This window comes from Verrucomicrobiota bacterium (assembly GCA_016200005.1).
Lineage (GTDB): Bacteria > Verrucomicrobiota > Verrucomicrobiia > Limisphaerales > PALSA-1396 > PALSA-1396.
On record JACQFP010000006.1, the window covers coordinates 74,912 to 100,401 of the forward strand.

Here is a 25,490-nt window from a genome sequence, read left to right on the forward strand (position 1 = left end):
AGATTGCTCTTGGGTATAAGCCTCGCTGTGCAAGCGGTCAAGCGGTAATCAATCAAATAATTTGAGCCTTTTTTTTCATCAACGCTCATCCCTCCTCGCAACCAACCGCCTGTCGCAGTTCCGTGAAACCTGCCGAGGCCAATCGTTCACACAAACCAGCGACAATTTCCCTGGCGATACCCGGCCCGCGATAAACCAGACCGGTATAAATCTGAACCAGCGAGGCGCCGGCCGCGATTTTTTCCCACGCTTCCGCCGCCGTGAAAATCCCGCCGACACCGATGAGCGGCAACTTGCCGTGCGTTTGCCGATACAGGTGACGAATCACTTCCGTGCTGCGGGCGCGCAATGGACGCCCGCTCAGGCCGCCCGCTTCGGCGTAAATGCGCTGCAACTTCGCATCGCTGGTTTCAGGTCGAGTGATGGTCGTGTTCGTGGCCACGATCCCCGCAATCTGCCGCGGTCCTACCAGCTCCAGAATCTCATCCATTGCTTCAAAGGAAAGATCGGGAGCAATCTTGATCAGAATCGGCTTGGGAACGCGTGCGGTGGCCGTGGTCCGGCTTTGCGTGGCGTTGACTTCCTGAAGCGCGCTCAAAATTTCATCGAGTGCCGCCTTGTCCTGGAGTTGTCGCAGGTTGGGCGTGTTGGGCGAACTCACATTCACCACAAAAAAGTCACCGTGCGGCCAAAGCACGCGCAACGATCCGGCATAATCTTCCGCCGCTTGGGCGAGCGGAGTGATCTTCGATTTGCCGAGGTTGAGGCCGATCGGATGGTCCGGCCAGCGGTTCGTGGCCCGCCAGTCCGCCAGCTTTCGCGCGATGGCTTGCGCGCCGGCGTTGTTGAAGCCCATGCGATTGACAAGCGCTTCATCGGCGATGGCGCGGAACAGGCGCGGTGCAGGATTGCCCATTTGCGCGTGCCAGGTCACGCCGCCCAATTCGCTGAAGCCAAACCCAAGCGACGACCAAATCGGCACGGCCACGGCATTCTTGTCCATACCCGCTGCCAGCCCGACCGGATTTGGAAATGTCAGACCGAACAGCTCGATCGGCAAATTGGGCGCGCTGAAGAATGAAGCGACTGCATCAGAAACCAGTTCATGCCGGCTCGCCCAAGCCAGCGCGTGCAAAGTGCGATCGTGAACGGATTCGGAATCCTGCGCAAACAAGGCGGGGCGGATTAGACAGCGATAGAGCCAGCTCACGGAGACATTGTTAGCGGAAACCGCTTGGCAGGAAAACAGGAAAGGAGCGGCGCGACTCTTGATCTCGCGCCCAGAATCATTTCGCCGGCGACGCCTGCGTCACACCAGGGATGATGTTCTTCAACGCTTCAGTCGCCGCCGCACGGACGGAATCCTCCCGATCCTCCAGAAGCCGCGTCAGAGCCGGAACGGCAAGTTTGGCGGTTGGGCCAACGTTGCCCAGAGCCCGAGCGGCTTGTTCGCGAACGGGGGCGGACTCGTCATTCAAGGCTTCACTCAATGGTGGCACGGCGGGTTGGGCTTTGTCGTAAAGCTGGGTCAAAACTTTGGCCACGGCCAGACGAACTTCCTGATCCGGGTCTTTAAGCCTTTCGGTCAGCGCGAGAACAGTTTCCTTTTCCCAGGGCCAGATGGCGCCGATCAGTTCAATGGCCAGTCGGCGGAGTGAAGCGTCCTGGTCCTGAATCATTTTCAGCAGCGCGGGAAGTGCATCCTCCGCAGTCACTCCCATCGCGGCGAGGGCTTTGGCGGCCAGCTCGCGGCGGGATTTATCCGGTTGTTTGACGATTTCAATCAGCGCGGGGACGGCTGGTCCGCCAATCTTCGCAAGCGTGTCAACCGTGGAGCCGCGCACGTTCGCGTCCGGGTCATTCAACATCGAGATGAGTTCAGGAACTGCAGCGCCAGCGTCAGACCGGATCAACCCCAAGGCGTAAACTGAGGCGTGACGCGTGGTGGGGGCTTCGTCCTTCAGAGCGCTGACCAGTGTGGAAACGGAATCCTTCCCCACATGGCCCAGAGCAGTCGCCGCTTCCCAAACCACCGTCCGGTCCTTGTCACGCAATGCCCGGCCCAGTGCTGGGATGGCTTCTCCTGCCGGCGGTCCTATAGTGCCCAGCGCCCGCGCCGCAACCGCGCGGACCGTGGGCGCCGAAACCGGCTTGAGCATCTGATAGATCTTCAAGCGCAACCCGGGCGGCAGACGGCGGGCTAGGGGCAAGCAAATCCTGCGAAGCATTGAATCCTTTGCGTTGAGCAAATTCGTCAGGGCCGACAAGCCCTTGGGATCAAGTTCGCGCAGATGTCTGGCCGCTTGATCGCGAACGCGGACGTCCGGGGAATTCAAATCCATGCTCCATTGGCTGACCGACCTGGCCAGGACAGCATCCGAACTGAAGCGCATGAGCAAAATTCCGAACAACGCGCAAACGGTCAGCACGGACAGAAGAATGAAAAGACGTTTTTTCACGGTGCTGGTTTGACCAGATGGAATAGTCGCCCGGAAATGGCGCAGAAGCAACTTCGCACATCTTCTTCCGCACCAAGCCGCGCTGGCGTCCTTTGCGCGATTCTGACTATACGATTTGCCAAAATTATTTTACGGCTTGCCCTCGCCCCTTCCCTCTCCCCATCCGATGGGGATAGGGTGGCCGAAGGCTGGGTGAGGGCTCTGCGAATATTTATCCGAAAATATATTTTGGCAACCTGCTAGGAGCGTTGCGCCGCCGGTTGCTGCAGATCTTCGGGCAATTGTTGTAACGCGCCGTTGACGTGCGCATCGGCGCTGGCCATATTGCGCTTCCATAATTGATGGTAGGTGGCCAGGGCCAGGAGTGGCCAACTGTTTCGATACATGTCGTACTTCAAATAAAACACCCGCGGGAAACCGGTGCCGGTCGTTTCCAGTTCAGTCCACGAACCGTCGTGGTTTTGGGTTTGAATCAGGTATTGAATTCCACGCACCAGACTGGGCCGCTGCGGATCGTCGAACGCGCAGAGGCCCATCACCGCCCAGGCCGTTTGCGAAGCGGTGCTGGGCCCGCTCCCTTTGAAAACCGGATCATCGTAGGTGTTGCAGCGCTCGCCCCAACCGCCGTCTTCGTGCTGGACGCTCTCCAGCCAATCCCGCGCCTTGAGCAGCCACCGCTTCTGCATGTTCATGTTCAACGCGCGCAGGCCGCGCAAGACCTGCCAGGTCCCGTAAATGTAGTTCACGCCCCAACGCCCGTACCACGAGCCGTCTTCCTCCTGATGCTCATGAATAAACTGAATCGCCTTTTTCACCTGTGGATGGTCAAGGCTGTAGTTCTCGTAACCGAGCAGTTCCAGAATGCGCGCGGTGATGTCGGCGCATTCCGGGTCGAGCATGGCGTTGTGATCGGCGAACGGAACTTTTTCCAGGATGCTCTTGGTGCAATCCTTGTCGAACGCCGCCCAACCGCCGTCCTTGCACTGAAAGGTCAGCATCCAGGTCAGACCGCGACGGAAGCAGGCGTCGCGTCGGGCGGGATCGTCCGTGGGCACCTTGCGAAGCGCCAGCAAGACCATTGCGGTGTCGTCCACGTCCGGGTTCCATTTGTTTTCAAATTCAAAGACCCAGCCGCTCGGTTCGACGTTGGCGGGATTCTTGTAATACCAATCGCCGCGAAACCGGATTTCCTTGGTCATGAGCCATTCGCACGCGCGCTTCAGCGCAGGGTGATCGGGAGCCACTCCAGATTCGCTCAGGGCGTTCGCCACAATGGCGGTGTCCCACACCGGGGACAAGCAGGGTTCGATGCGCACAGTGTCGGCCGTTTCATGTTCCAGGTTTTTGAGTTCCTGCTCGACGCGCCGGACCTGGGGGTGATCGTCGGCGTAGCCCAGGACCTTCAGCGCGATGAGCGAATTGAGCATGGCGGGGAAAATGGCGGCCAGCCCATTCGATCCTTCGAAACGTTCGAGCATCCAGCGCTCGGCCTTCTTCAGGGCCAGCTTCCGGAACGGCCGCAGATTGTTATTCTCCACAAATTTGTGCAGCCGGTCGAGCCAGAGGAAGAAATTCCGCCAAGTGATGCGTTCGGGATCGGGCGCCAGGGCCAATCCCCGTTCATCAAGTCCCTTGGGATACAATTCATCCAGGGTGACGGGCGGATCCAGCGGGCGGGTGGGCTTGAAATGGTTGATGATGGAGAGGGGCACGATCATCGACCGGCTCCACGAACTCATCTCGTGGAAGTTCACGTGAAACCATTTGCCGATGAGGATGACCTCGCTGGGAATAGTGGGGACGTAATCCCACGGAAACAGGCCAAGCAACGCCAGGTAAAGTTTTGAGAAGGTGTTCATGCGCGGTACGCCGCCGAGATAAAGCGCCACCTCCCGCGCGCGCAGCATCCGTGGATCAGTCACCCGGACGCCGGCGAGTTTCAGCGCCAGATACGCCTTGATGGTGGCATTGACCTCCGCCGGGCCGCCATAATAAATATTCCAGCCGCCCTCCGGCAGTTGCATGGAAAAGATGTGGTTGATGGCCTTGCGCTGCCATTCCTTGTCCACCTTGCCGTTCCAATGATGATACGCAATGGTGTCGGAGACGATGGTGGAATCCACCATCAGTTCTCCAATCCAAAACCCTTCCGGCTTTTGCTCCTTGAGCAAATAATTCTGCGACCGCCGGATCGCGGTTTCCAGATCGATCAGGGGCCGAAATCCTAAGTCTTGTTGCGCCGGCGCATTCCCCAACCGGCCGTCTTGAGTGGACGTAACCATTACGCCTAATGTGCGAACTGGGTCGCAGCGTGTAAAGTTTTTTATCAGGAGTTCCCTCGGTGCCCGGAACAAGATTGAACTTTGAACGGCCCACGTTGATCGATAAACTCCCGGCATGACTTTCGATTTCGCCAAGTACCACGCGCTGGGCAATGACTACATTGTCATCGATCCGAAGAACCTGCCGGCGCCGCTAACAACCGCACAGGTCAAGCTCATCTGCCATCGCAACTTCGGCGTTGGGTCGGACGGCATCCTGCTCGGTCCACTGCCAGCGGAAGACGCGAAGTGCGCGCTCCGAATTTACAATCCCGACGGCAGCGAAGCGGAAAAGAGCGGCAATGGACTGCGGATATTTTCGCGCTACCTGTGGGACCGCAAACTGGTCGGCGGTGAAGAATTCATCATTCAAACGGCCGGCGGGCGCGTGCGCTCGACGGTCTTCGATGGTGGAAAATCCGTCCGCGTGGACATGGGCAAGGTCAGTTTCTGGAGCGACAAAATCCCCGTGGCCGGCGCGAGGCGCGAAGTGATCAACGAAGACATCATTGTCGGCGGCAGAAGGTTCACGTTCTGCGCAGCCACCATCGGCAATCCCCACTGCGTGTTGCTCCAGCCGGAAATCAGCGCCGACTTGGCGAAGCAATTCGGCCCGTTGCTGGAAACGCACGCCAGTTTTCCAAACCGCACCAACGTGCAGTTCCTCAAAGTGCGTGACCGGCGCAACATTCAGATCGAAATCTGGGAACGCGGCGCAGGTTACACGCTCGCCTCGGGCAGCAGCAGCAGCGCCGCCGCAGCGGTGGCGCACAAACTCGGCCTATGTGACCGCGCAATTTCCGTCCACATGCCCGGAGGCATCATCGCCATCGAGATCGGCGACGATTTTGCGATTCGCATGACGGGCGGCGTGACGAAAGTGTCCGAAGGAATTATTGCCGAGGAAATGTTCAACACTCCCCTGCCCGCTTGATTCGCGGCGGCGATCATTTCGGCAGCCACTTCTCCCAGTTCTTCGCATACACTTCGACGTTCTCCTTCGTGACCGGCACCAGCGGGCTAACGTCTTTCAGGCTGGCCGGATTTTTCTTCAGATGAATCTTGTTGATGAGATGTTCAACCGAGCGGTAACCCCATTCATAGACTTGCTGCGCGAGCAGCAGTTGGACGTGGCCGCTCCGCAGATAGGCCAGTTCCGGCGGCAGAGCATCGACCGAGACGCACTTCACGGTGCCGGGCTGCCACTTGAGCGCGTTGTCGGTGAACAACGGCCAGCCGCCGATCATCGCCCAGCCGTTGATGTCAGGATGCGCTTGCATGACTTGCTCCACTTTCGCGGCGGCGTCCTGCGGGGTTTCCTTATGGTAGAACGTGTCGAGGATTTTGATGCCGGGATATTTCCTGGCCGCGTTCCTGGCCCCTTGCGCCCGCTTCTGAAGGTTCGGCGCATTCTGATTTCCAGCGAGGATGGCGACGACGCCTTTGCCATTCATGATTTTCGCCAACTCATCCATCACTTGTTCGCCGCACTTCACATCATCAACGCCAAAGGTGACAAAACGTTTGCTGGCGGGCGCGTCGGAATCGAACGTGGCCACCGGCACACCGTTTTTCACGGCGGAATTGATGGCGTCGGTGAGCTTGTTGGCGTCGGAACAACTGACGGCGATACCGTCCGCGCCGGCCAGGACGAGTTGCTCGATGGCTTCGGCTTGTTTCTGCGCGTCCTCTTCATTCGGTGTGCGCCAATCGATTTTGATGGCGACGCCGTATTTCTGGCCGAGGTCTTTGGCGGCCTGCTCTGCGCCGACACGTGCGGCCTGGAAGACCGGGTTACCCTGTGACTTGGCGACCAGGCCGAGGGTGTAGGATTCTTTTTGTTCGCCGTGAACGAAGAACGGCAGACCAAAGGCAGCGAGCGTCGTGAGTAAGATGGACGATTTCATGGATGGAGATTAATTGGAGGTTTTGGTTTTAGACAGGACAAATAAGGGGAATGACCTGCCGGCCAAAGCGGCGATAGATTTTGAAATCGCTGTCCGTGGTGATGATGCGGCAGTTGCGGTGGAGCTCCGACATCCGCACCAGGCAGGCATCGGCCAAATCCATGGGCACGTCAGCGTAACGACGCATCAACACGGCAACCGACTCAAATTCGGTTGCCAAATCGAAACCAAGCTGCAAGACGCCGCGTCTCAGAAACAACCAGAGCGAGTCGAGGTCGCCGCCGCGTTGTTGAACCAAGTAGGTCGTTTCAGTCAGTACCGCTTCACAGGTTAGAAACGGACCCCGCAGCGCTGCAAACTGTTCCTTCGCCCAATGGTGATCCTGATCATGAAAGGATAAATAGGCGAAGACCACACCGGTGTCCACTAACACCGCGTTCATCTCCCGATTCCCCTCAAATACTTCCGCGTATTTCGCGCCATATCGCGAGGCGCGCCTTTGATCACGCCACAGACGTCTTGCATTAGGTCGTGAACCGACGAGCCGGACTGTCCATTTCGTTTTCGCTCCAACGCTTCCCGCGCGATGTCCGATTTGGTGCGACCCAGTTTCTTTGCCTCGCGTTCCAACCAATGCCCCAGGCCATCGTCAACCTTGATGGAGATGACTTTCATAGGTCCGCTTATAATACGCTTCTGTCACGAGCGCAATACTGAATTCAATCCTTGAATTTCTGTTTAACTGGCTTTCGTCAGTCGCCGCTTGGCGAGCCAATTGTTAAACTGATCCAGCACGACGGCCAGAATCACCACCGCGCCGATGATGATCTGACTGTAATTCTGGTTGATGCCCAGAATCACGATGCCCGTGCTGATCATTTGAATCACCAGTGCGCCGAGCAACGCCCCCAGCGCCGAGCCTTTGCCGCCGCTCAAACTCGCGCCGCCCACCACCGCCGCCGCGATGACGTTCAGTTCGTAGCCCTGACCGTCGCCGGACGTGGCACCGCCGTAATAGCCAAGTGAAAGTAAAGCGGCGATGCCCGCCGTCAGTCCGGAAAAAATAAACACGCTCAACTTTACCCGTTCGACCCGGATGCCGCTGTAACGACTTGCCTGCTCATTCCCGCCCACGGCGTAAACACGGCGACCCGCCGCCAGCCGCGAAAGATAAATCCCGCCAATGATCGCGACCAAGAGCATTACGCCCAAGGGTACGAGACTCAGACCATCGCCAACCTCCCACCGGATCAGATCGCGGAAGGCTGGTGGAAAACCGCCAACCGATTGTCCCTTGGTGATGACGAAGGCGATGCCGCGAAAAATAGCCATCGTTCCCAACGTGATGATGAAGGGGTGCACCTTGAGCGCGACGATCATCCCGCCGTTGAGAAAACCACAGGCAGTGGCCACTCCGACGCAGACCAGCATCCCAAGCGGCGTGCCAATCCATGCACCCGCTCGTGGGCCATCGGGACCATAACATTGGAGAACCAACGCGCCGAGCACCGAGGCCAGCGCATAAATGGCGCCCACCGAGAGATCAATCCCGCCAGCAATAATGACGAAGGTCGCGCCCACTGCCATGATGGCGATAAAGCTGGTGTCCTTGGCCAGTTGAGCGAGGTTGGCAGCGTTGAGGAATTTGTTTTTTTCGACGAACTCCGGTTCGCGTCCGCCCGCGGCATCGGTTTTGAAAACCCGGACGCGCTCGCCGGCGGCGTTGGTTTCCAATCGCGGCACCTTGACGCTGCCGCCAAAAATGGTCAGCAACAGGCCCAGGACGATAATCACAATCAGCAAGCCGCCTTCCTGCAATCGCAATCCCGGCAGGCGCGCCGGTCGGGTGTGGGTGGGCGAACTCATGTGCTTCAGAGCGACACTAACAAAAGCAACCGTGCCGAGGCAAGCAACGGAAGGCGCGCTGGAAACATCTGGCCGAGGATCGCGAAAAAATTTGGTTGGCACAATCGAGCGAGCGGGTATTTTATGAGAGTTCTGGGAACTTGAGTGTTCGGCGGTTCTTCGACCGCGACACAGGACCCTGACCCAATCCTCGGCCGGGCTAAATTGGCATCAGGCACGGTCTTTCGCCGACCAGCCGTCGAAGGTGAAGATGCCGCGCGTGACGGCGTGGTTGGAACAGTATGGGAAAATTTTTTAGGCAACTTTTATATGGATTGCGGTTTCGCCTGTTAGTGCTGGTGATTCTCGCGTGCGCACCCTTGGTGGGGCTGACGTTGCATACGGCGTGGGACGACCGCCGGCGGCAGGTGGCAGATTGGCAGCAGCGCTCGAAGGAGATGGTGCAACTGGCCGGTCGGGAGGAGGAGAAGGTCATCGGGCAGACGCGCCAACTGTTGTTCGCCGTCGCGGAATCTTCCCAGGTGCGTTCGGGCAATCACAAAGAGTGCAAGAAATATCTGGATCAACTGTTCGAGAGTTACCCGCGTTATGCCAATCTGGGTGTGATCAAGACCAATGGCGATTTTCTCGCCAGCGCCCTCCCGGCGGCCGAACCCGTCCAGCCGGCGGACCTTCAGTTTTTCCGCCGCGTGCTCAAAACTCGCGCCTTTGCGATTGGCGATTTTCCGGTCGGCCACACCAACAGCAAGGCGACGGTCAACTTTGGCTGTCCGCTCTTTGATCAGTCCGGGCAGATTCAGGCCGTGGTTTTTGCCGCGCTGGATCTGGCTTGGTTCAATCGTTACGAATCTGAATTGCAGGCGCAGTTGCCCAAAGATGCGACGTGGACCCAGATCGACCAAAGAGGGACGATTCTCGTTCGAAATCCGGCGCCAGAAAAATGGATTGGTCAGCCTTTGCCACAGAAGGGGCTCATGCAAACCGTTTCTAGTGAGACCAACGGCGTGGTGGAGGCCTTGGATCTTGATGGTGTTCCCTCTTTTTACGGGTTTACCTCCATGCACAGCCAGCTTTTTCCGGGTGACGTCGTCACCTTGTTAGGTATTCCCAAGCAAGTTCTCTTTGCGGGAGTGGAGCGTATGCTTGCGCGCAACCTGGCCGGTGTGGCGTTGGTGGGTGCCTTGGCGCTTGTGCTTGGTTGGGCCGCCAGCAACCTGCTGGTCCTGCGACAGGTCAGAGCATTGGTGAATTCCAGCGCGCGGCTGGCCTCCGGCGATCTGAGCGCCCGCACGGGTCTGCCGCAGCGAGGGGATGAACTGGGGCGATTAACCGGCGCCTTTGACCAGATGGCGCAATCGTTGGAGCAACGCGACCTGAAACACCAGCAGGCTGAGAAAGCGCTGATGGCTTCCGAAATGCGATATCACCGCCTGTTTGACACAGCCCAGGACGGCATTTTGATTCTCGACGCGGCAACGGGGCGAATCGACGATGTGAACTCGTCCGTGACGGAGATGTTGGGCTATGCGCGCGATACTCTCATCGGGAACAAGCTTTGGGAAATCAGCCCATTCAAAGAGATCGAAGCATTTAAGTCTGCATTTGCTGAATTGGAGAGGCAAGACTGTGTCCGGCTTGACGATCTGTCGCTCATGACCATTGACGGTGGGTCAATTCACGTGGAGTTTGTCAGCAACGTCTATCAGATCAACGGTGGAAGGGTTGTTCAATGCAACATCCGCAACATCAGCAAACGGCGGCGGGCGGAGGGAAGGCTCCAGGAATATAGTCGTAAACTTCAGGTGCTTTCCCGCCGGTTGGTGGAAGTGCAGGAGACGGAACGCCGGCACATTGCCCTTGAACTCCACGACGAAATTGGCCAGGCCCTGACGGTCGCCGAGCTGAACCTGCAAGCAATGCTCGAGTCGCCCGGCACCGAAGCTCTGTTGCCGCGCTTGAAAGAGAGTCTCGAAGTCGTGGAGCGCGTGCTGGAACAGGTGCACGATCTCGCGTTGAATCTGCGGCCGTCCATGCTCGACGATCTCGGCTTGGAACCGGCGTTGCTTTGGTTGACGAACCGACAGGCGGAGTTGACCGGCTTGCAGGCGGAATTTGAAGCAGACGCCCTGGAGCAGCGCTTGGATCCCGTCATCGAAACCGAGTGCTTTCGGGTCGCGCAAGAAGCGTTGACGAACGTGGTGCGGCACGCCCAGGCGCGCACCGTCAACGTGGATTTGCGCACAGCCAATGGGCACCTCCATCTGCGCGTGCGCGACGACGGCCGAGGGTTTGATGTGACCACGGTTTTGGACCGGGCCGTGCGCGGTGTGAGTCTGGGCTTGTTGAGCATGGAAGAGCGCGCCGCGCGGGCGGGCGGTGGACTGGAATACAATTCCGATCCGGGCCAAGGCACCGAGGTCCACGCCTGGTTCCCGTTGCGGTGGCAGACGCCGCCATCCTGAATCAAAGCTGATGAATGCTCCTGAAAAATCCATGCGCGTCATCCTGGCGGATGACCACACCCTTGTGCGCGCAGGCATTCGTGCCCTGCTGGAGAAGTTCCCGGTCGTGGAAGTGGTGGGCGAGGCCGGCAATGGCCGCGCGGTCCTGGACCTGGTCAAAGCGCACCGACCCGATGTGGTGTTGATGGACATTGCCATGCCCGGCCTCAATGGTCTGGAAGCCACCGCGCGGCTGGCCAAGGAATTTCCGGAAGTGCGGGTCATCATCCTCTCCATGCATCAGAATGAAGAATACTACTGGCGGGCGCTCAACGCGGGCGCGTCCGGCTACCTGCTGAAGAAAGCCGCCACCGCCGAATTGGAAACGGCCCTGCACCGCGTCGTCCACGGAGAAATCTATCTCAGCCGGGAAATCTCCACGCGGCTGCTCAGGAAGTTTCCTCAGCACGGGATCGCCGATCGCAAAAGCCCGCTCGAGCAATTGACGAGCCGGCAGCGCGAGGTCCTTCAACTGATCGCGGAAGGCCAGAACACCAAGGAAATCGGTGACATTCTCAAGATCAGTCCCAAGACGGTCGAATACCATCGCATGAAGTTGATGAATTGCTTGAGTGTTTACGACATACCGGGTCTCGTGCGATTCGCCTTGCGCGTGGGATTGATTTCGCAGGAAGGCTGAGTCGCACTCCGTTGTCCGGCGGCGACCGCCCGCATCCACTGAAATGTCTTTCCATGTTCATGCGCCGGAATTCCGAAATCCGAAGGCCGAAACGGGCTTGTGCCTCCCGGTGGCTTAATTGTTCCAAGGCCAACCGCCGGAGTGGAAGAGTTCGGGCTTTGGGCTTCGGATTTCGAGTCTCGGATTTCATTTCATGGCCGCTGGCAATCGCGCCGCGAGAGCGTGGTCTGAACTCAGGATAGATATTATCCCGGGTAACCCCCCCCACCTCCTTGTGAAGGTATCATTGTCGCTCTCGTGCGCGATAATAGCGGGCCGGAAAGGCCGCCGCGCTGTAATCCACAAACTCAATCGAACCACGGTCCCCCACCCCCACACTGCTGATGACTGACCAATCCGAGAAATTTTGCGTCGCCAGGATATCGTATAAATGGCCGGGCTGCCCGGTCACGGTCAGAACCACCTGCATGGCCGGGTTGACCCGGATTTGCAGTTTGGGAAGTCCCGGCAACACTTCGCTCAGACGGTAAAAGCGCGCCGGAAAGTTCACGGCATTCGTATCAACGAACTGAAACGAGCCGCTGGCATCCACAGTTCCAGTGCCAATAACGCTCCAGTGCTTAAACAACCACGTCGCTTGGATATCATACCTGTGGCCGACCTGGCCGATCGCCGTCAGCAGGGCATGCTTGTTGGGGAGGATGTTGAGCTGCAACTTTGTGGTGACCACCTCGATCAGGCGATACGACAAGGCCGGCAGGATCGCGGCATTGACATCAGTGAACTCCGTCGTGCCGCTGCCGTCAAGTGTCACCGTGCCGATGGTAACCCAGCCACCAACAAGTCGGTCCGCCTGGATCTGATACGTGTGGCCGATCACGCCGGTCACTTGCAAAACCACCTGCCCGTCCAAGAGAGTGCGAAGAATGTTTACGACCGGAACCGATGTGACTGGAACTGTATAACTCGCCTCATTCGAATAATCGCTTTCCAAACCGGCGCCGTTGTAAGTTGTGGCGGCGAAGAAGTAGGTCACTCCTTCCACGAGGCCGGAGATGGTGGCCGTCGTTGCATTGCCGACCGAAACCAGGTTGGTGTAGGCACGGCTTGCCACGCCATAATAGATCTTGTAACCCGCAACGCCGGCGTCGGTGCTTGCGTCCCAAGCCAGAGTCACACTCCGCCCTGGTTGAATGGTTGCACTCAGCGCCTCACCCGGCGCGCTGAGCGCAGCCAGCAAGGGGATTACGCTCAGAAGCTTCATCCGTCCCATGAATCTGAAAAGTCGGTCCAAGACACCCTCTGCGCGGCGTGGTTGGAGTTCGCCGGAGCCTGGGCGCGCGCGAAAGGGCGGGCGCGGCCGGACCGCTGCACCATCAGGATTGGACACGGACGCTCGTGCCCGATTTACTTCTTGTCCGCAAGAAAAACGCATCGCGTGTTTTTACCCTCCGCGAGTTGCGGCCGCGACTAGGTCATTCCTCGGCGGCGCTAGGAGATTCCTTGGTGCCGGGTTGTTGCACGGGGCAGGAAGCCTGTTCCATTGCCATGGCATTCATGGAGTTCTCCCAGTCGGCTGCGGGGGCGTGTGTTCCGGCTCCACGTTTTTGTCGCGGACCTCAACGAGCTCCCTTTGGACAAGGCCCGCGAGGGTGTTTGTGCAGGAGTAATCCGAAGCCGCCAACGAGGAACTGCAAGCTTCCAACAAAGAGGTGCAGTCGGCGAACGAGAAGCTGCAAAGCATAAATGAAGAATTGGAGTCCACCAACAAAGAGTTGATGTCCGTCAACGACGAGGTGGCCAGTCGCAACTCCGAACTCAACCGTCATAACAGCGATCTGAACAACCTCCACCTCAGCGTCGCAATGCCCATGTTGTCGCTCCGGCACGACCTGACCATCGTGCGCAACGCGACCCAACGGATGGGGGCAGGTCGGTTTTGAGTCGGAACCCGGCAAAGCGAGCACATTTTGGATCGAGTGGCCGGAGAGTAAAGAAGCGTGACACGCTCCCTTTTCGGGAACACACTGAAGCAGTATGGTGGCTGTAGAGCACGGCATTTCAAAATCTAAGAACGGTAGCTGTTGAAACCTTAAAAACATGAGCCAACCGATCTTGCTGGTGGAGGATGACGAGAACGACGTGACGTTCATGAAAATGGCGTTCAAGAAGGCCGGCGTGGACCTCCCGATGCACGTCGCGACCCATGGCCAGGAGGCTTTGGATTATTTCCAAGGAAGGGGAAGGTTTGCCAAGCGCGAAGACTTTCCCCTGCCTTGCCTGGTTTTGCTCGACTTGAAACTGCCGTTTGTGATGGGCCTGGGCCTGCTGAGGTGGATCCGCGAACAGCCTGAACTGGAATCGACCGTCGTAATTATTCTGAGCGCTTCCAGCGACGATCAGGACGTCCAGACCGCCTACGAGTTGGGAGCCAATGCCTATCTGGTCAAACCGGCTGACTTGGAAAAACTCTACCTTATGGCCCACGCCATCAAAGATTTTTGGCTGACCTACAATCGGCCGGTGTCCAACCGCGCCGCAGTAAAGCCCTGACGGTCGCAGAGCTTGTCTGCGTTTCCCAGGTGTCTGATAGAATCTGAAGTCCACAAGGTCCCGGTGCCATCATCCGGGATCAAAAGAAAGATAACGAAATTTGGGCTATGCACTTGATGCCCCTGGATTCAAACAGGGACAACCTAAAGGTTGAACTCCAACGAAAACGGCCCGCGCGCGGCGTTGGAGTTCACGCTTTAGCGTGTCCGATGGGCCAAGGGGAATCAGGTGCATAGCCCTAAAAGAAGTTTTGCGACAACCGGATTCGGCAAGGCCTCTGCCCGGCCAGGCTATCGGAACCGCACGGTGACCGGCTTGAGCACCACTTCCGATCCTTCGCGCGCCGCCTCCACGACTAGGGATTCGCCATGCATGGCCACTAATTTGCGGGCCCAATCCACCATGCGCGAGATTTGTGCGTCGTCATGGCCCGGGTCGTGATGAAACAAGAAAAGCTTTTTGACGCCAGCCACCAGTGCCAACGTGACAACGTCGTCCAGGCAGCCATGTCCCCAGCCGACGTGACTCTTGTATTCGGCGTCATCGTATTGCGAGTCAATGATGAGAACGTCGGTCGCTTTGATGAATTCAACCAGTTTTTCATCCTGCTTGCGGGCATAGGTCAGCGATTCAGAAAAAGTTGTGTCGGTGGCATCGGGCGAGCCACGCAGGCGCGCATAAGGTTCATTATCGGGCAGATAAACCACCGAACCACAACTGGTGAACAGCCGGTAGCCCACGCAAATGCCGGGGTGGTTGGCAAAGGAGGCCTTCACCCGCACCTTGCCGATGTGGAAATCCAAGTCCTGAATCTCTTCCACGGAGATGTGCCCGGGCATTTGTCTCATGCTGACGGGAAAGTAAGGGCTTTCCATCTGCGACGACAGCGTCGCCTGCAACCCTTCGCTCGAACCTTCAAAGCCACGAATCCGCAGATTATTTTTCGGGTTGTAAGCGGGAATGAAAAATGGAAAACCCTGGATGTGGTCCCAATGCGTGTGTGAAATCAGCAACGTGGCATTGATGGGTTGATTCTTGAATTCGTTCATCAGCGCCAGACCCAACGGTCGAATCCCCGAACCAGCATCGAGGATGATGATCTCGCCATCCGCGCGCACCTCCACACACGACGTGTTGCCGCCATAAAGAACCGTGCTTTCCCCAGGCGTGGGAATCGAACCGCGCACGCCCCAAAATTTTACTTTGGTCGGCTGATTGTGAGAACTTGGAGACGAATGAAGCTTGAGCGGTGCGAGCGGATCGCGCGACTGGGGGGATGTCTTTGGGTTGGGGGCTGGCGCGCCTGCTGGTCGTTTGGGCAAAGCGAGACGCTTCAGGAGTCTTGCCAGTTCCATGCGCTGGACTGGTTTGACCAGATATTCATCCGCACCCGCTTCCAATGCATTGAGCCGGTCGCCGGGATAACCGCGGCCACTGGAAATAATGATTTTGGTTTGCGCCAGTTGCGGTTGCTGATGGACGAGCCGGCATAATCGAAACCCGTTGCAACGCGGCATCAGCAGGTCGCAAATAACCAGTTCGGGACGATGTTGACGGATCAATTTAAAGCCCGCTTCACCTTCATCAGACTCAAGCACATGCCAGCCGTCGCCCGTAAGCCAGGTGCGTAGCGTCGTCCGAAAATCCCGGTCTTCGTCAATCAATAAAACGCTTTTCACAATCTAAACCGGACCCACTCTTTCCGATTTAATTGAAAAAACAAGCGTTGTGTTTGCTGGATGCCGGATCGACTGGGATGGATTTCAGTCACGCATGATCGCTGTTCAATTCATCCTTGCCCACCTGCCGAAGGCGAAGGACGCCGGTAGCGGGGATTGAACCGCGACAACTCAAAAGAAAAATGGCGGGCAATTACTTGCCCGCCATTAGAATCAATCTCGCAGCGATTTGATTGACGTTTACGGTTCGGCCACAACCCGCAGAAACGCAGTCTGAGGTGCGGCAGCAATGTCCAGTGTTTTCTGAATCGTCCCGTTCACACCGGGGATGTCCTGCTTCAAGGTCTGCCAGTTGAAAAGCGGGGCCGTTAGGTCTGTACTGCCAACAATCTTGTAGTTCTTATCGGCCGACGCAGTCCATTGAACCTGGACGCTCGTGTTGCTCAGTGCCGAGATATTTATGTTTAGTGGCACATACGGCGTGAGCGTCTCACCCATGGCCCACTTTGCGGCACGCACGAAAATCACGCGGCCAAGGTCAGTCAGCGCATTAAAGTCCCGGCGGGCGCTGTTGCTACCTTCTTCGTTCACGAACATGTGAACCAAGCGGATCAGATTGGTTTCGGCGTAACCCAAGTTTATATTGGTGGCGAGCAGGCCACCAGCGTCATTGACGGCGAAACACGCCAGGGTCGGGTCTTCATCCAGAACGCCCAAGATCGTTGTCCCCGCTGCGGCGTTAGCGACTAGTTGAAGGGGCCAGCGGAATGTGTAGTTGTCCCTGCCGCCAACTGGAATGTACTTGGTCTCTTCTGGATATTTGTCACGCCAGATCTTGACCCGCCCCTGCGCATCGAGGGGAATGCCCTGCATGATCGGATGGTTGGGGGCAAGAACCTTCATGTACTTGTTGGTGGTTTGCGCCTGGGTGCGATCGCTACTTTGCGACCCGTTTTCGTACATGTGGATGCTGCCCGGCCTGTCGGCCCGGTTACCCAGCACCACGTGTTCTCCCACCATCATCGGGATGCCGTTGGTTTGGGTGGGGGGCGGTGCGTCGCCCGAGCCGCCGCTGCCCGACACGATGAACAGCATAACAGCGGAATTTGGATCGATTGGATTGAACCACGTCTCTGCAGTGGGTGGAAGGGTACACCACGCTGCAGCCGCGCCAGTGTTATCCAGCAACTGATCCAAGACGAGGCGACAGGTATAGCCATGGTCGCAGAGCAGGTTTAACATATGTACATCGCCCGGCGTGACCATGCCAGAACCTTTCTCATCAGCGTAGTAGGAAGTTCCGGCCGCTGTGTCTTGTCCGGCACGCGTGCTGATCAGGATCACGCCATTGGTGATGGCCTTCGTCTCGAACTGTGAACTAACCGTTACCGCCAGTGCCATTGCACTGACCCATAAGAACTTGTGTTTCATACGAATTTTTCTGGGGTTGATGGTTGATGTTTCTCGTTTAATTGGCTGTAGATTCTTTATGCAAGTTCGCGCGCCTAAACGCAAGTACTTTTTTCTGAACCGGTAAACTCATCTCACTTGGGCGCACTCGTCCGCTCCTGCACCCAGGCGATGTCACGATTGCTGGCTTGAACAAGCCCGTATCTGAACCTCCCCGTGTAGGTCGTCCGCATCAAACCCGTGACCGTGCGCCCGTCCTTCCATGACCTGATCTCGGAATGTCCATCGGCAAAACTGAACCCGCAACCACCCCCATGATACGTGGCAGGACCATCCTGCCAGATGAAAGGAGAGTGCCCGGGCAAACCCATGAGCACGGCGAACGCCGCATCGTTCACGCTGTCAGGGTTTTCGTCGATGATCACCCACAACGACGACGGCGCCGGAGCAGTCATGTCTGAGGTCTTCTCGTAAAACCGCCAGGGCGGTGAAGGCGTCCATTGGTTGAACGATACGTTCTGAACAGAAGTCCTGAACATCTGGCTCATGGAAATGCTTCGTACCCGCGGCGAACCTTTTTTCCCAGCAGTCAGGCTTTGGTCGGCAGGACATTTGTAAACGCCAATATTCTTCACATAGGTAGCCAATAATCCTTGATTCAAGATATTAACATTAGTGTTATCGGGACTGACGGCGCCGTCGTAATCAAGCCAGCCGCCAACCCAGTCAAAGGAGTTCGCAACCTTTCCTTGATAATCATCGGCGTACATCAACCAACCGATGAGAAGTTGCCTGCCATTGCTCATGCAACTCAAGGCTTGGGCCTTGCTCTTCGCCCTCGTCAACGCGGGCAACAGCAACCCAGCCAGGATAGCGATAATGGCAATCACCACCAGCAGTTCAATCAACGTGAAAGCACGAGCCCGGGAAGCGCAGGGCGACGTCTTGGATTCAGGGTAGCCAATGCTGCTCATAATTTCTTAGCCAGCCGAACACCTACGCATTTACTGGGTTTAATGGGTTTGCTGCGTTTACGTTAACAGCAAGTTCATTTCCCGACAAGATTTTTTTGGATAGTTGCCGTCGATAGAAGAGAACCCAGCATCTTGCTGGCGGGGCGGCGACGGCGAATCGGTCACGGAGATACGGGTACCGCCGGTGAAGGCGTCTCCAGCCATTTGAAATTGAATTGATAATGCTGCCGGCTGCTGATGAGGTGAATCACTCCGTTGCGGGCCTGCACCGCGTCCAGATAACCCTTGGGTTCTGCGTTGCTGAAACTCATCGTAAACAGTTCGCCGTCGGTGGTTTCAACCGAGTGGCCAAGCCCGTCGTCCGAGACCAATCGTTTGAAAGGCCAGGTGGCCCCATCGTCATAAGAAATCGAGGCAAACAACCCGGAAACCGTGCGCGTCCCTCCGAGGAGGTTTGTGATGGTCATGTTCACACAAAAGGAGGCGAGGAACAACGGACCTTCTTTCAAGCGCAGCAGCTTCACGCGCTGACCACCCCCGATCGGCTGAAAAACACTCGCGCTGTAGGTCCAGTTGGTGCCTTGGTCGGACGAAATGCTTTTGGGCATCATGCCGTTGATGGTGTCACCGCGACCGAACGCCAGCCATCCACCATTGGTCATTTCCGCCACATTGCCATGAATCCCGGCGAGCCAGGCACCGACGCCGCTGTTCGTAAAACTGGGTTTGGGCCGGCCCGCCCCTGGATCGTTCCAAGTGAGCATTCCGTCATTGCTGACATGGACGGCCGTCCCACCATTGCCGGTACTCACGGCATCCGCCGTCAAGACGACGGCCCCACTACTGATGCGAAACACCGAAGGCACCAGTTGATGCCGCACGTTGTGCTCCGGCAGGATCAGGCGCGGTTTCGACCACGAGACGCCGTTATTGGTTGAAGAACGCAGCAACACGGCCAGCGGTCCCCAGGTGGCGGCAGTGGAAACGCCGTTGAAGTGGTGAATCGTGCCGTTGGCATCCGTGTAAAGCGCCGGAGCATGGTCATTGCGATCCGGCAAATCGTAGAGCGACGATGCTGTCTCCCAGTTGGTTTGCCCGTAGCGCAGACGACTCGCCGCCAATGCGAGTTCGCGTCCAGTCTCGGATACGGTCGTGTACCAAATCGCCAGCAGATCGCCATTGGGGCACTGGGTGATGCTCGGATCGTGATTATGTCCAGAGTAAACCGGTCCGACTGAGTTGGCGGGGATGTTCACGTATCGGTTGGGGCCTTTGAAGAATGGAAACAAAGGGTTGGGTCCGGTTTCGATGTCCGCTGGAATCGTCTGGTTCACGTTGGTCTGGTAAGGTTCAGGTGGCGATTCCGGAAGTGGTGGCGTCGCAGGGAGATCCGCCATGACAACGCGAAAGCCGATGTACCAACTCTTGTCCTCCGGCAAGGCCCCCATTCGGTTCTCTGAGCGGAGATGAAAAGCGAAGGTCGAGTGGCTGCCGCCGCGTGTGACCTTGGCCAGCGCATCCGCCCGGCCGACCGGGTCTGTCTGCGCCTCGGCGACATACGGGCCATACCAGTCATGACACCATTCCTCCACGTTGCCATGCATGTCGTACAATCCCCAGGGATTCGGCGGCGTCTGGCCCACAACCAGTGACTGCACGTCTCCCGGGTTCGGTCGATTTGGGTCGGGATACCAGCAATTGGTTGGGTTCTTCTGGTATTGCGCGGGCAACGTGTCACCCGTGGAGAAGTGAGTTGTCGTCGCGGCGCGACAGGCAAATTCCCATTCGGCCTCGGTCGGCAGGCGATAGGACTTTCCTTCTCGAACCGAAAGCCAGTCGCAAAAGGCCTTGGCCTCTTCCCAACTCACGAAAACGACAGCCTCGTTGTCGTTGGTGGAAAAGCCCAGTTTGCCGCGCAACGCGTGGTGGCTTGGATCGAACTGTTCAAACTCGGCATTCGAAACTTCATAGACGCCAAGGAAGAAGGGCCGTGTGATCGTGACTTGATGGGCCGGCTTCTCATCGTAATCGCCGTAGTCCGGAAACCATTGACCGACATTTGTGATCTGGCTTGGCAGCTTGTCCGTCTGCCAATAACCCATGGTGGAAGACCCGGACGGAATCTGGACGAACTTCATCCCGATTGAATTAGTGAATCCCGGCAATGGCGATTGGAGCAAACGGAAAAACCCTGCGTCGTCCGCCGGCGTCACCATCACCTGACAAGTGCCAAAGTTCACGCTCAACTGGTTGGTCACCTCTGTCCAAGGCAAGGCCGTGGAAAGGTCTGGACGAAATTGTAGTTTGAATACTCCGTTGGACGCCGGCCACGAAATGATCGCAGTTCCGTTCGAATCCGTAATCGTAAGTCTGGGTGGCGATTGCGCCGGGCTGCAGGCGGGGGTGAACCTGATTGCCAATACCGACAACGTGATGACCTTGGCGAACTGCATTGGCCGCTTTCCATTTCGGAAAATGTTCATGGGTCCTCAAGACGTCGCGCAGCGCCGCATCCCGTTCCGGCCAAATCCAAAGCGTGACGAATATTTGCTCTTCCCGGAGGCAAGAGGCGCTCGGCCCGGTGCCGTCAGGGAAATCGTTTCAAGGGAAACGCACAAACGCGCCAGGCACGCTGCGGCATTTTTGTTTCGGTGAGACGTTTGCTGCCGGAAGCCGATCAGCAGTGTAACCAACTTTACCTCCTGGCGGTAGTTCGGTCCTGGGTCCAAACGAGGTCTTGTCCACCCTGAACCGTGCCGAAATTGAACCCGCTGGTGTACGTTGTCAACATGGGCTTCTTATAGCTCGTTGGTTCCTTCCACTTCTTGATTTCGGAGTGACCGTCGCCAAAACTGAAACCGCAAGCGCCCGCATGAGTAGTGGCGGGACCATCTTGCCAGGTTCTCTGCGGGGGCATTTTTACGGCCATCCCTGCGTCATTCACGCTGTCTGGATTTTCGTCGATGATCACCCACACGAGGGCAGGCCCCGGCACAACCATGGCTGTAGTTTTCGGGTAGTGTCGCCAAGGTGGTGACGTGGTGTGTTGACCGTAATTTATATTCTGAAAATCTGACCTGAACATCTGGCTCATCGAAATGCTGCGCACGCGTGGCAAACCCTTCTTTCCCAAACTCCGGCTTTGGTCGGCGGGGCATTTATAAACGGAGAGGTTTTTGAAATAGGGCGTCACCAAACCCGCCTGCAGGATATTGAGATTAGTGTTATCGGTACTGCCGTCGTAAGTGAGCCAACCTCCCACCCAATCATAATAATTGGCGACCTCATCTTTATAGTCGCCCGCATACATTATCCAGCCGATGAGAATCTGTCGGCCATTGCTCATACATTGGACGGCCTGCGCCTTTACCTTGGCCTTGGCCAAGGCCGGCAATAGGAGTCCCGCCAGGATGGCAATGATGGCGATGACCACCAACAGTTCGATCAAGGTGAAGCCCCGTCGCCGGGCGGAAACTGGTTCAATATTCATATCAAGGTCTTTATAGTTTGCTTTGTAATTCACCCGCAAGTCCTCTTACCGCTAATCTTCGCAAACTTTAGCAGCTAGAGTATTCGGAGGCAAGAAATTTTATGACGATGGGGTGGCGACCAAAGCGTATTCGAGAATCGGATTCTGCTCAGTAGTATGACTTTCCCAGCCCATCGTAATTGGTTGCGGCCTGATCACCTTCGTGCTGTTGCTGCCCAATCACCGATTGCCCATTTCTTCTCCGCCTCACTTGATCTTGCCGCGCATCTGGTAGAGCCAGACCAAGGCGGTGTTCATCATCTGTTCGCCCGCGCCGACGGCCACGGGCGACACGGTGCTGTCCGCCCCGTAACCGCCTTCAGCCACCGCCTCAATTGTCGGGAAATATTGATGGTATCCGTTGCAGTAGCCGAGGAAGAAAAGTTGTTTCACCCGCGCCCGCTCCTTCAACCGAATCGAATGGTTGCTGAAAAATTCCCCGGAACAGCCGACAAGGGCGATTTCGCCGTTGAGCAACGCCACCGTCAACCGCGGGCGGACGCCATCCGCATATTCATCCATAAAATTGGGAATCAACTCGGGGAAGAACGCCTTGGCAAAAGCGCCGGCCAGCAGCGGGTTTTTGAAATCGGTGCGGGAACTGAACTTGAAGCGGTCCTCCTTCACCTGCCATGACGGTTCGGTGACCTCCTTCGTGGTCAGACTGGAGGCGAGTTTGATGGCCTCCCGTCCCAGCGCAGCGCCGTAGGCTTTGTAATCGGCGTTGTTGCCCCGATTGGCCGACTGATCGCCGGCCGCGCCTTGCATGAAAATGGCGCTGACGTTCATCTCCTGCTCAATCGTCGCCTTCATCGCGCCGACATAGTCCGCAGAAAACTTCAAAATGGACGCATCGATCGACGTTGGATGCGCCGTGAAGTTGACGAGAACGGCGATTGGTTTACCGGAGAAATCGTCAAAACGCATCACGGCTAATTCACGATCACTCGGCTTTGGTTCGATCTTCGTATGACGATTGCGATTGAAGCCTTCGAGTTGGACCGAGCCAGTCGCCATCTTCGCGGGGGTGAGTTTCGAATTCGCTTCGAGGATGGCGCCGACAATGCCGTCTTCCATTTCTTTGTAATAGCGGATCGCGGCGTCGAATCTCCCCTGCCCTTTGCCCGGTTCGTCCGTGAGTTCCAGCACCGGCCCGTGATGCGTGTGCGAGCCGGCGATGAAGGAATACTCGATCCCGGCTTCGGCCTTGATACGTTCCCGGATGGTTTGCAGCGATTTTTCCGCCGGCGACCGTCCGAGATCAAGCCCGACGATGGCGACTTTGTTGCTGCCCGCTTGAATGACCAGCGCAGCGGCATAAAGCGGATCTAGCACGCCCGTGGAAAGAGCGTCGTGGCGGGCGCCGTAACCCCACATCGGCACGGCTTCCTTGGGTGTGAGGTCGTGTTTTCCGGCGCCGACTTTGAATATCGGCGCAGGCGCGTCGGCCCAAGCGAGGTTTGAAACAATGAAGCAGGCCGTTAATAGCAATCGTGAGATGAATTTGCAATTTGGTGTCATAATGACAATTTCCGTTTCGGGCCAAAGGCATTGAGGTAGGAATGTCTCTGACGTTTCGACAACGCTAGGGTGGTTGGTTTGGGCTTTCAAGAACTAAGTTGACGCTGCATGTTTCTCGAATGAATGGAGTACCCGTAGTTACGACCTGAACTCGCGCGCGTTTGGCTCAGTTCCGTCGGGCGGGAGTGACGCATGGCAACCGTTGCTCTGGCGAACCGGGTGGCGACTGCGGGATCCTGACGAGCGGCGGGATTAACCACGTGATGTGGAAGTCAAAATTAGGCTTGCTAAAATATTTTATCAGTAAAGCCTTGGCGTCATCATGAATGTCGCGGCCATAAATGTTTTCGACGTTCCGGAAGCGGGTTCGTGCCCGCTCGATCCGCAGCGTCAACCACCAGTAACCAACCTCGGCGTCCCAGGCGCGGGCACAATTTCCGTACGCGCTCAAACCCGGCCCAGTCGCTGTTTGCGGTCGAAAGACGGGAGGTCATCATGATGGTTTTTCTGGTGCACGTCCGCGACCCGCAGTTTTACGCGCTGCCGGCCAAAACTCGCGCCAAGAACGGAAACATCCGGGTGATGGGGTTTCCGCCCATCGGCATCATGTCGCTCTCGGCGGTGCTGAAACGCGCCGGCCACCAGTGCGTGATGTTTGATCAGGCCAATCCGGACACACCCAATGAGGTCATCATCGAAGAAATCAGGAAGCAGAAGCCGGCGCTGGTGGGCTTGAGCTTCTTGAGCACCACCAGTTATCCGTATGCCAAAATGCTCGCCCGCGAGATCCGCGCCGCTGACGCCGGGGTGAAGCTGGCGTTTGGCGGTGTGTTCGCCAGCCTCAACGCGCCGCTGATCAAGCAACAATGTCCGGAGGTGGACTTCGTCTGTCGCGGCGACGGCGAACAGCTTCTGCTCGACCTGCTGGAGCATCTGGATGATCCGTCCAGCGTGGCGAGTGTGACCTGGGCGAAGGATGGCCAGGTCGTGAACAATCCGAATCGGGCGATGGACCGCAATCTGGATCAATGGCCGTTCCCCGACCGGGAGAGTCTGCCGCTGGACTTTGTCGAATCCATGCCGCTGGACGTGCCGGCTGTGCTGTCCATGGAGCGGTTCACGACGATGCAAACCTCGCGCGGCTGTCCGTGGTCGTGCGTCTTCTGCGACATTCCGATTTTCAACGAAGGCAAGTGGCGCTCCCGGACGCCGCAACACGTCGTGGACGAATTTAAGCATCTTCAGAAGCTGGGGTACGGCGCGGTTTATTTTGTGGACGACCATTTCCTGCTTCAGCCGAAACGGATCGAGGCCATCTGCCAAGGTCTCAACGACGAGGACATCACGATTCAATGGGGCTGTGAAGGACGGGTGGATTCCGTCGCCCAGCACTTGTTTCCGGCGATGGCCAAGGCGCACTGCCGCACCCTGATGTTCGGACTCGAGAGTGGCAGCCAGAAAATTCTCGACCGCTTGAACAAGGAGCAGACGCTGGAGGAAATGAGGACGGCCGTGACCAACGCCAAGCGCGCCGGCATCCAGATCGTGCATGGATTTTTTGTGGTCGGCAACCCGGATGAAACCGTCGAGGACATGAAGGCGACGTTTGATTATGCGGCGAAGCTGCCGCTGGATACGTTCGGGTTCAACCGGCTGTGTGTCTATCGTGGCACGCCGATGTGGCATGAATATGTGAAACGCGGCCTGGTCAATGAAGCGACCGATTGGTACAAATACTTCAAGTGTTCGGAGATCGATCCGACCTGTCTGCCGGGCGAGGTGATCAATGACGTGCGTCGCGCCGGGTTGCGGCATTTGTTTGTTTACAAGCTGCTGCATTATCCGGTGCAGACCTTCCGGCTGTTGCGGCGCTTTCTTCGTTTCATGCCGTTGCGAGACGTGGTCTATCTCATCATCAAACCGTTCCTGGGCAAGAAAAGCGGCGCCACGAAGGCGGAAGTGTTGTCGCGCGCGGTCGAGCATGGCGCGGTGAAGGATGCGGCGGCGCTGATGACGCAGTTGAGTGAGGAAAGGCTCGAGCACGTGCTTCAGGAGTCGCGGGCGGAACGTCGGCGCATTCAAAAGGAAGCCGAAGGTTACGCGCCGTCGCGTTGAAAACGCGCAAGCCCG

At 57.3% G+C, this 25,490-nt stretch carries 20 protein-coding genes; 6 read left to right on the forward strand and 14 right to left on the reverse strand.

Annotation, left to right across the window (positions count from 1 at the left end; all coding sequences use genetic code 11):
• Positions 1–85: 85 nt before the first annotated feature.
• From HY298_01700 to shc, 3 genes are all read right to left on the reverse strand, one after another.
• A complete protein-coding gene (locus HY298_01700; protein ID MBI3848993.1) occupies positions 86–1,210 on the reverse strand; it encodes a quinone-dependent dihydroorotate dehydrogenase in 1,125 nt (374 codons plus the stop codon).
• Positions 1,211–1,286: 76 nt separating this feature from the next.
• A complete protein-coding gene (locus tag HY298_01705) occupies positions 1,287–2,459 on the reverse strand; it encodes a HEAT repeat domain-containing protein (GenBank protein ID MBI3848994.1) in 1,173 nt (390 codons plus the stop codon).
• Positions 2,460–2,698: 239 nt separating this feature from the next.
• On the reverse strand, positions 2,699–4,741 hold the full coding sequence (shc, locus tag HY298_01710; GenBank protein ID MBI3848995.1) for a squalene--hopene cyclase: 2,043 nt from the start codon (positions 4,739–4,741) through the stop codon (positions 2,699–2,701).
• Between the two features lie 115 nt (positions 4,742–4,856).
• On the opposite strand from shc, the gene HY298_01715 reads away from it, so the two are divergent.
• Positions 4,857–5,714 (forward strand): diaminopimelate epimerase, encoded by an 858-nt coding sequence (locus tag HY298_01715; GenBank protein ID MBI3848996.1) that lies wholly within the window; start codon positions 4,857–4,859, stop codon positions 5,712–5,714.
• A 13-nt stretch (positions 5,715–5,727) separates the two neighbouring features.
• On the opposite strand, the gene HY298_01720 is transcribed toward HY298_01715, so the two are convergent.
• The 4 genes from HY298_01720 to HY298_01735 all read right to left on the reverse strand — a co-directional run bounded on the left by HY298_01720 (position 5,728) and on the right by HY298_01735 (position 8,553).
• The gene (locus tag HY298_01720; protein MBI3848997.1) at positions 5,728–6,687 is read right to left on the reverse strand and encodes a substrate-binding domain-containing protein; all 960 of its coding nucleotides are present in this window, start codon (positions 6,685–6,687) and stop codon (positions 5,728–5,730) included.
• Between the two features lie 28 nt (positions 6,688–6,715).
• Complete coding sequence (locus tag HY298_01725; GenBank protein ID MBI3848998.1) at positions 6,716–7,129, reverse strand: PIN domain-containing protein; 414 nt, start codon at positions 7,127–7,129, stop codon at positions 6,716–6,718.
• Entirely contained in the window at positions 7,126–7,362 is a 237-nt protein-coding gene (locus tag HY298_01730; protein MBI3848999.1) for a ribbon-helix-helix protein, CopG family, read from the reverse strand. Before HY298_01730 ends, HY298_01725 begins: the two co-directional genes overlap by 4 nt.
• A gap of 63 nt (positions 7,363–7,425) precedes the next feature.
• Positions 7,426–8,553 (reverse strand): ABC transporter permease, encoded by a 1,128-nt coding sequence (locus HY298_01735; protein ID MBI3849000.1) that lies wholly within the window; start codon positions 8,551–8,553, stop codon positions 7,426–7,428.
• A 281-nt stretch (positions 8,554–8,834) separates the two neighbouring features.
• On the opposite strand from HY298_01735, the gene HY298_01740 reads away from it, so the two are divergent.
• Together HY298_01740 and HY298_01745 are read left to right on the forward strand one after the other, a co-directional pair.
• On the forward strand, positions 8,835–11,015 hold the full coding sequence (locus tag HY298_01740) for a PAS domain S-box protein (GenBank protein MBI3849001.1): 2,181 nt from the start codon (positions 8,835–8,837) through the stop codon (positions 11,013–11,015).
• Positions 11,016–11,025: 10 nt separating this feature from the next.
• On the forward strand, positions 11,026–11,694 hold the full coding sequence (locus tag HY298_01745; GenBank protein MBI3849002.1) for a response regulator transcription factor: 669 nt from the start codon (positions 11,026–11,028) through the stop codon (positions 11,692–11,694).
• 283 nt (positions 11,695–11,977) lie between these two features.
• Here HY298_01745 and HY298_01750 read toward each other — a convergent pair whose 3' ends face one another.
• The gene (locus HY298_01750; protein ID MBI3849003.1) at positions 11,978–12,958 is read right to left on the reverse strand and encodes a fibronectin type III domain-containing protein; all 981 of its coding nucleotides are present in this window, start codon (positions 12,956–12,958) and stop codon (positions 11,978–11,980) included.
• A 448-nt stretch (positions 12,959–13,406) separates the two neighbouring features.
• Here HY298_01750 and HY298_01755 point away from each other — a divergent pair, with 448 nt between their 5' ends.
• Positions 13,407–13,637 carry a hypothetical protein gene (locus tag HY298_01755; protein ID MBI3849004.1) on the forward strand — a complete coding sequence of 77 codons (231 nt, stop codon included), beginning with the start codon at positions 13,407–13,409 and terminating at the stop codon, positions 13,635–13,637.
• A 157-nt stretch (positions 13,638–13,794) separates the two neighbouring features.
• Positions 13,795–14,247 carry a response regulator gene (locus HY298_01760; protein ID MBI3849005.1) on the forward strand — a complete coding sequence of 151 codons (453 nt, stop codon included), beginning with the start codon at positions 13,795–13,797 and terminating at the stop codon, positions 14,245–14,247.
• A 290-nt stretch (positions 14,248–14,537) separates the two neighbouring features.
• Here HY298_01760 and HY298_01765 read toward each other — a convergent pair whose 3' ends face one another.
• From HY298_01765 to HY298_01790, 6 genes are all read right to left on the reverse strand, one after another.
• Entirely contained in the window at positions 14,538–15,926 is a 1,389-nt protein-coding gene (locus tag HY298_01765; GenBank protein MBI3849006.1) for a response regulator, read from the reverse strand.
• A 240-nt stretch (positions 15,927–16,166) separates the two neighbouring features.
• Entirely contained in the window at positions 16,167–17,357 is a 1,191-nt protein-coding gene (locus HY298_01770; protein MBI3849007.1) for a hypothetical protein, read from the reverse strand.
• A gap of 113 nt (positions 17,358–17,470) precedes the next feature.
• On the reverse strand, positions 17,471–18,310 hold the full coding sequence (locus tag HY298_01775) for a prepilin-type N-terminal cleavage/methylation domain-containing protein (protein MBI3849008.1): 840 nt from the start codon (positions 18,308–18,310) through the stop codon (positions 17,471–17,473).
• Positions 18,311–18,471: 161 nt separating this feature from the next.
• The gene (locus HY298_01780; GenBank protein ID MBI3849009.1) at positions 18,472–20,793 is read right to left on the reverse strand and encodes an SUMF1/EgtB/PvdO family nonheme iron enzyme; all 2,322 of its coding nucleotides are present in this window, start codon (positions 20,791–20,793) and stop codon (positions 18,472–18,474) included.
• Between the two features lie 212 nt (positions 20,794–21,005).
• Positions 21,006–21,800 (reverse strand): prepilin-type N-terminal cleavage/methylation domain-containing protein, encoded by a 795-nt coding sequence (locus HY298_01785; GenBank protein MBI3849010.1) that lies wholly within the window; start codon positions 21,798–21,800, stop codon positions 21,006–21,008.
• A gap of 246 nt (positions 21,801–22,046) precedes the next feature.
• Positions 22,047–23,360: a neutral/alkaline non-lysosomal ceramidase N-terminal domain-containing protein gene (locus HY298_01790; GenBank protein MBI3849011.1), complete on the reverse strand. Its 1,314-nt coding sequence runs from the start codon at positions 23,358–23,360 to the stop codon at positions 22,047–22,049.
• Positions 23,361–23,855: 495 nt separating this feature from the next.
• On the opposite strand from HY298_01790, the gene HY298_01795 reads away from it, so the two are divergent.
• Positions 23,856–25,475: a B12-binding domain-containing radical SAM protein gene (locus HY298_01795; GenBank protein ID MBI3849012.1), complete on the forward strand. Its 1,620-nt coding sequence runs from the start codon at positions 23,856–23,858 to the stop codon at positions 25,473–25,475.
• The last annotated feature ends 15 nt before the right edge of the window (positions 25,476–25,490 follow it).

Coding starts and splice junctions, on each gene's coding strand:
- shc (MBI3848995.1), bottom strand. CDS start 4,741: ATGGTTACGTCCACTCAAGACGGCCGGTTGGGGAATGCGCCGGCGCAA.
- HY298_01715 (MBI3848996.1), top strand. CDS start 4,857: ATGACTTTCGATTTCGCCAAGTACCACGCGCTGGGCAATGACTACATT.
- HY298_01720 (MBI3848997.1), bottom strand. CDS start 6,687: ATGAAATCGTCCATCTTACTCACGACGCTCGCTGCCTTTGGTCTGCCG.
- HY298_01725 (MBI3848998.1), bottom strand. CDS start 7,129: ATGAACGCGGTGTTAGTGGACACCGGTGTGGTCTTCGCCTATTTATCC.
- HY298_01730 (MBI3848999.1), bottom strand. CDS start 7,362: ATGAAAGTCATCTCCATCAAGGTTGACGATGGCCTGGGGCATTGGTTG.
- HY298_01735 (MBI3849000.1), bottom strand. CDS start 8,553: ATGAGTTCGCCCACCCACACCCGACCGGCGCGCCTGCCGGGATTGCGA.
- HY298_01740 (MBI3849001.1), top strand. CDS start 8,835: ATGGGAAAATTTTTTAGGCAACTTTTATATGGATTGCGGTTTCGCCTG.
- HY298_01745 (MBI3849002.1), top strand. CDS start 11,026: ATGAATGCTCCTGAAAAATCCATGCGCGTCATCCTGGCGGATGACCAC.
- HY298_01750 (MBI3849003.1), bottom strand. CDS start 12,958: ATGAAGCTTCTGAGCGTAATCCCCTTGCTGGCTGCGCTCAGCGCGCCG.
- HY298_01760 (MBI3849005.1), top strand. CDS start 13,795: ATGAGCCAACCGATCTTGCTGGTGGAGGATGACGAGAACGACGTGACG.
- HY298_01770 (MBI3849007.1), bottom strand. CDS start 17,357: ATGAAACACAAGTTCTTATGGGTCAGTGCAATGGCACTGGCGGTAACG.
- HY298_01775 (MBI3849008.1), bottom strand. CDS start 18,310: ATGAGCAGCATTGGCTACCCTGAATCCAAGACGTCGCCCTGCGCTTCC.
- HY298_01780 (MBI3849009.1), bottom strand. CDS start 20,793: ATGAACATTTTCCGAAATGGAAAGCGGCCAATGCAGTTCGCCAAGGTC.
- HY298_01785 (MBI3849010.1), bottom strand. CDS start 21,800: ATGAATATTGAACCAGTTTCCGCCCGGCGACGGGGCTTCACCTTGATC.
- HY298_01790 (MBI3849011.1), bottom strand. CDS start 23,360: ATGACACCAAATTGCAAATTCATCTCACGATTGCTATTAACGGCCTGC.
- HY298_01795 (MBI3849012.1), top strand. CDS start 23,856: ATGATGGTTTTTCTGGTGCACGTCCGCGACCCGCAGTTTTACGCGCTG.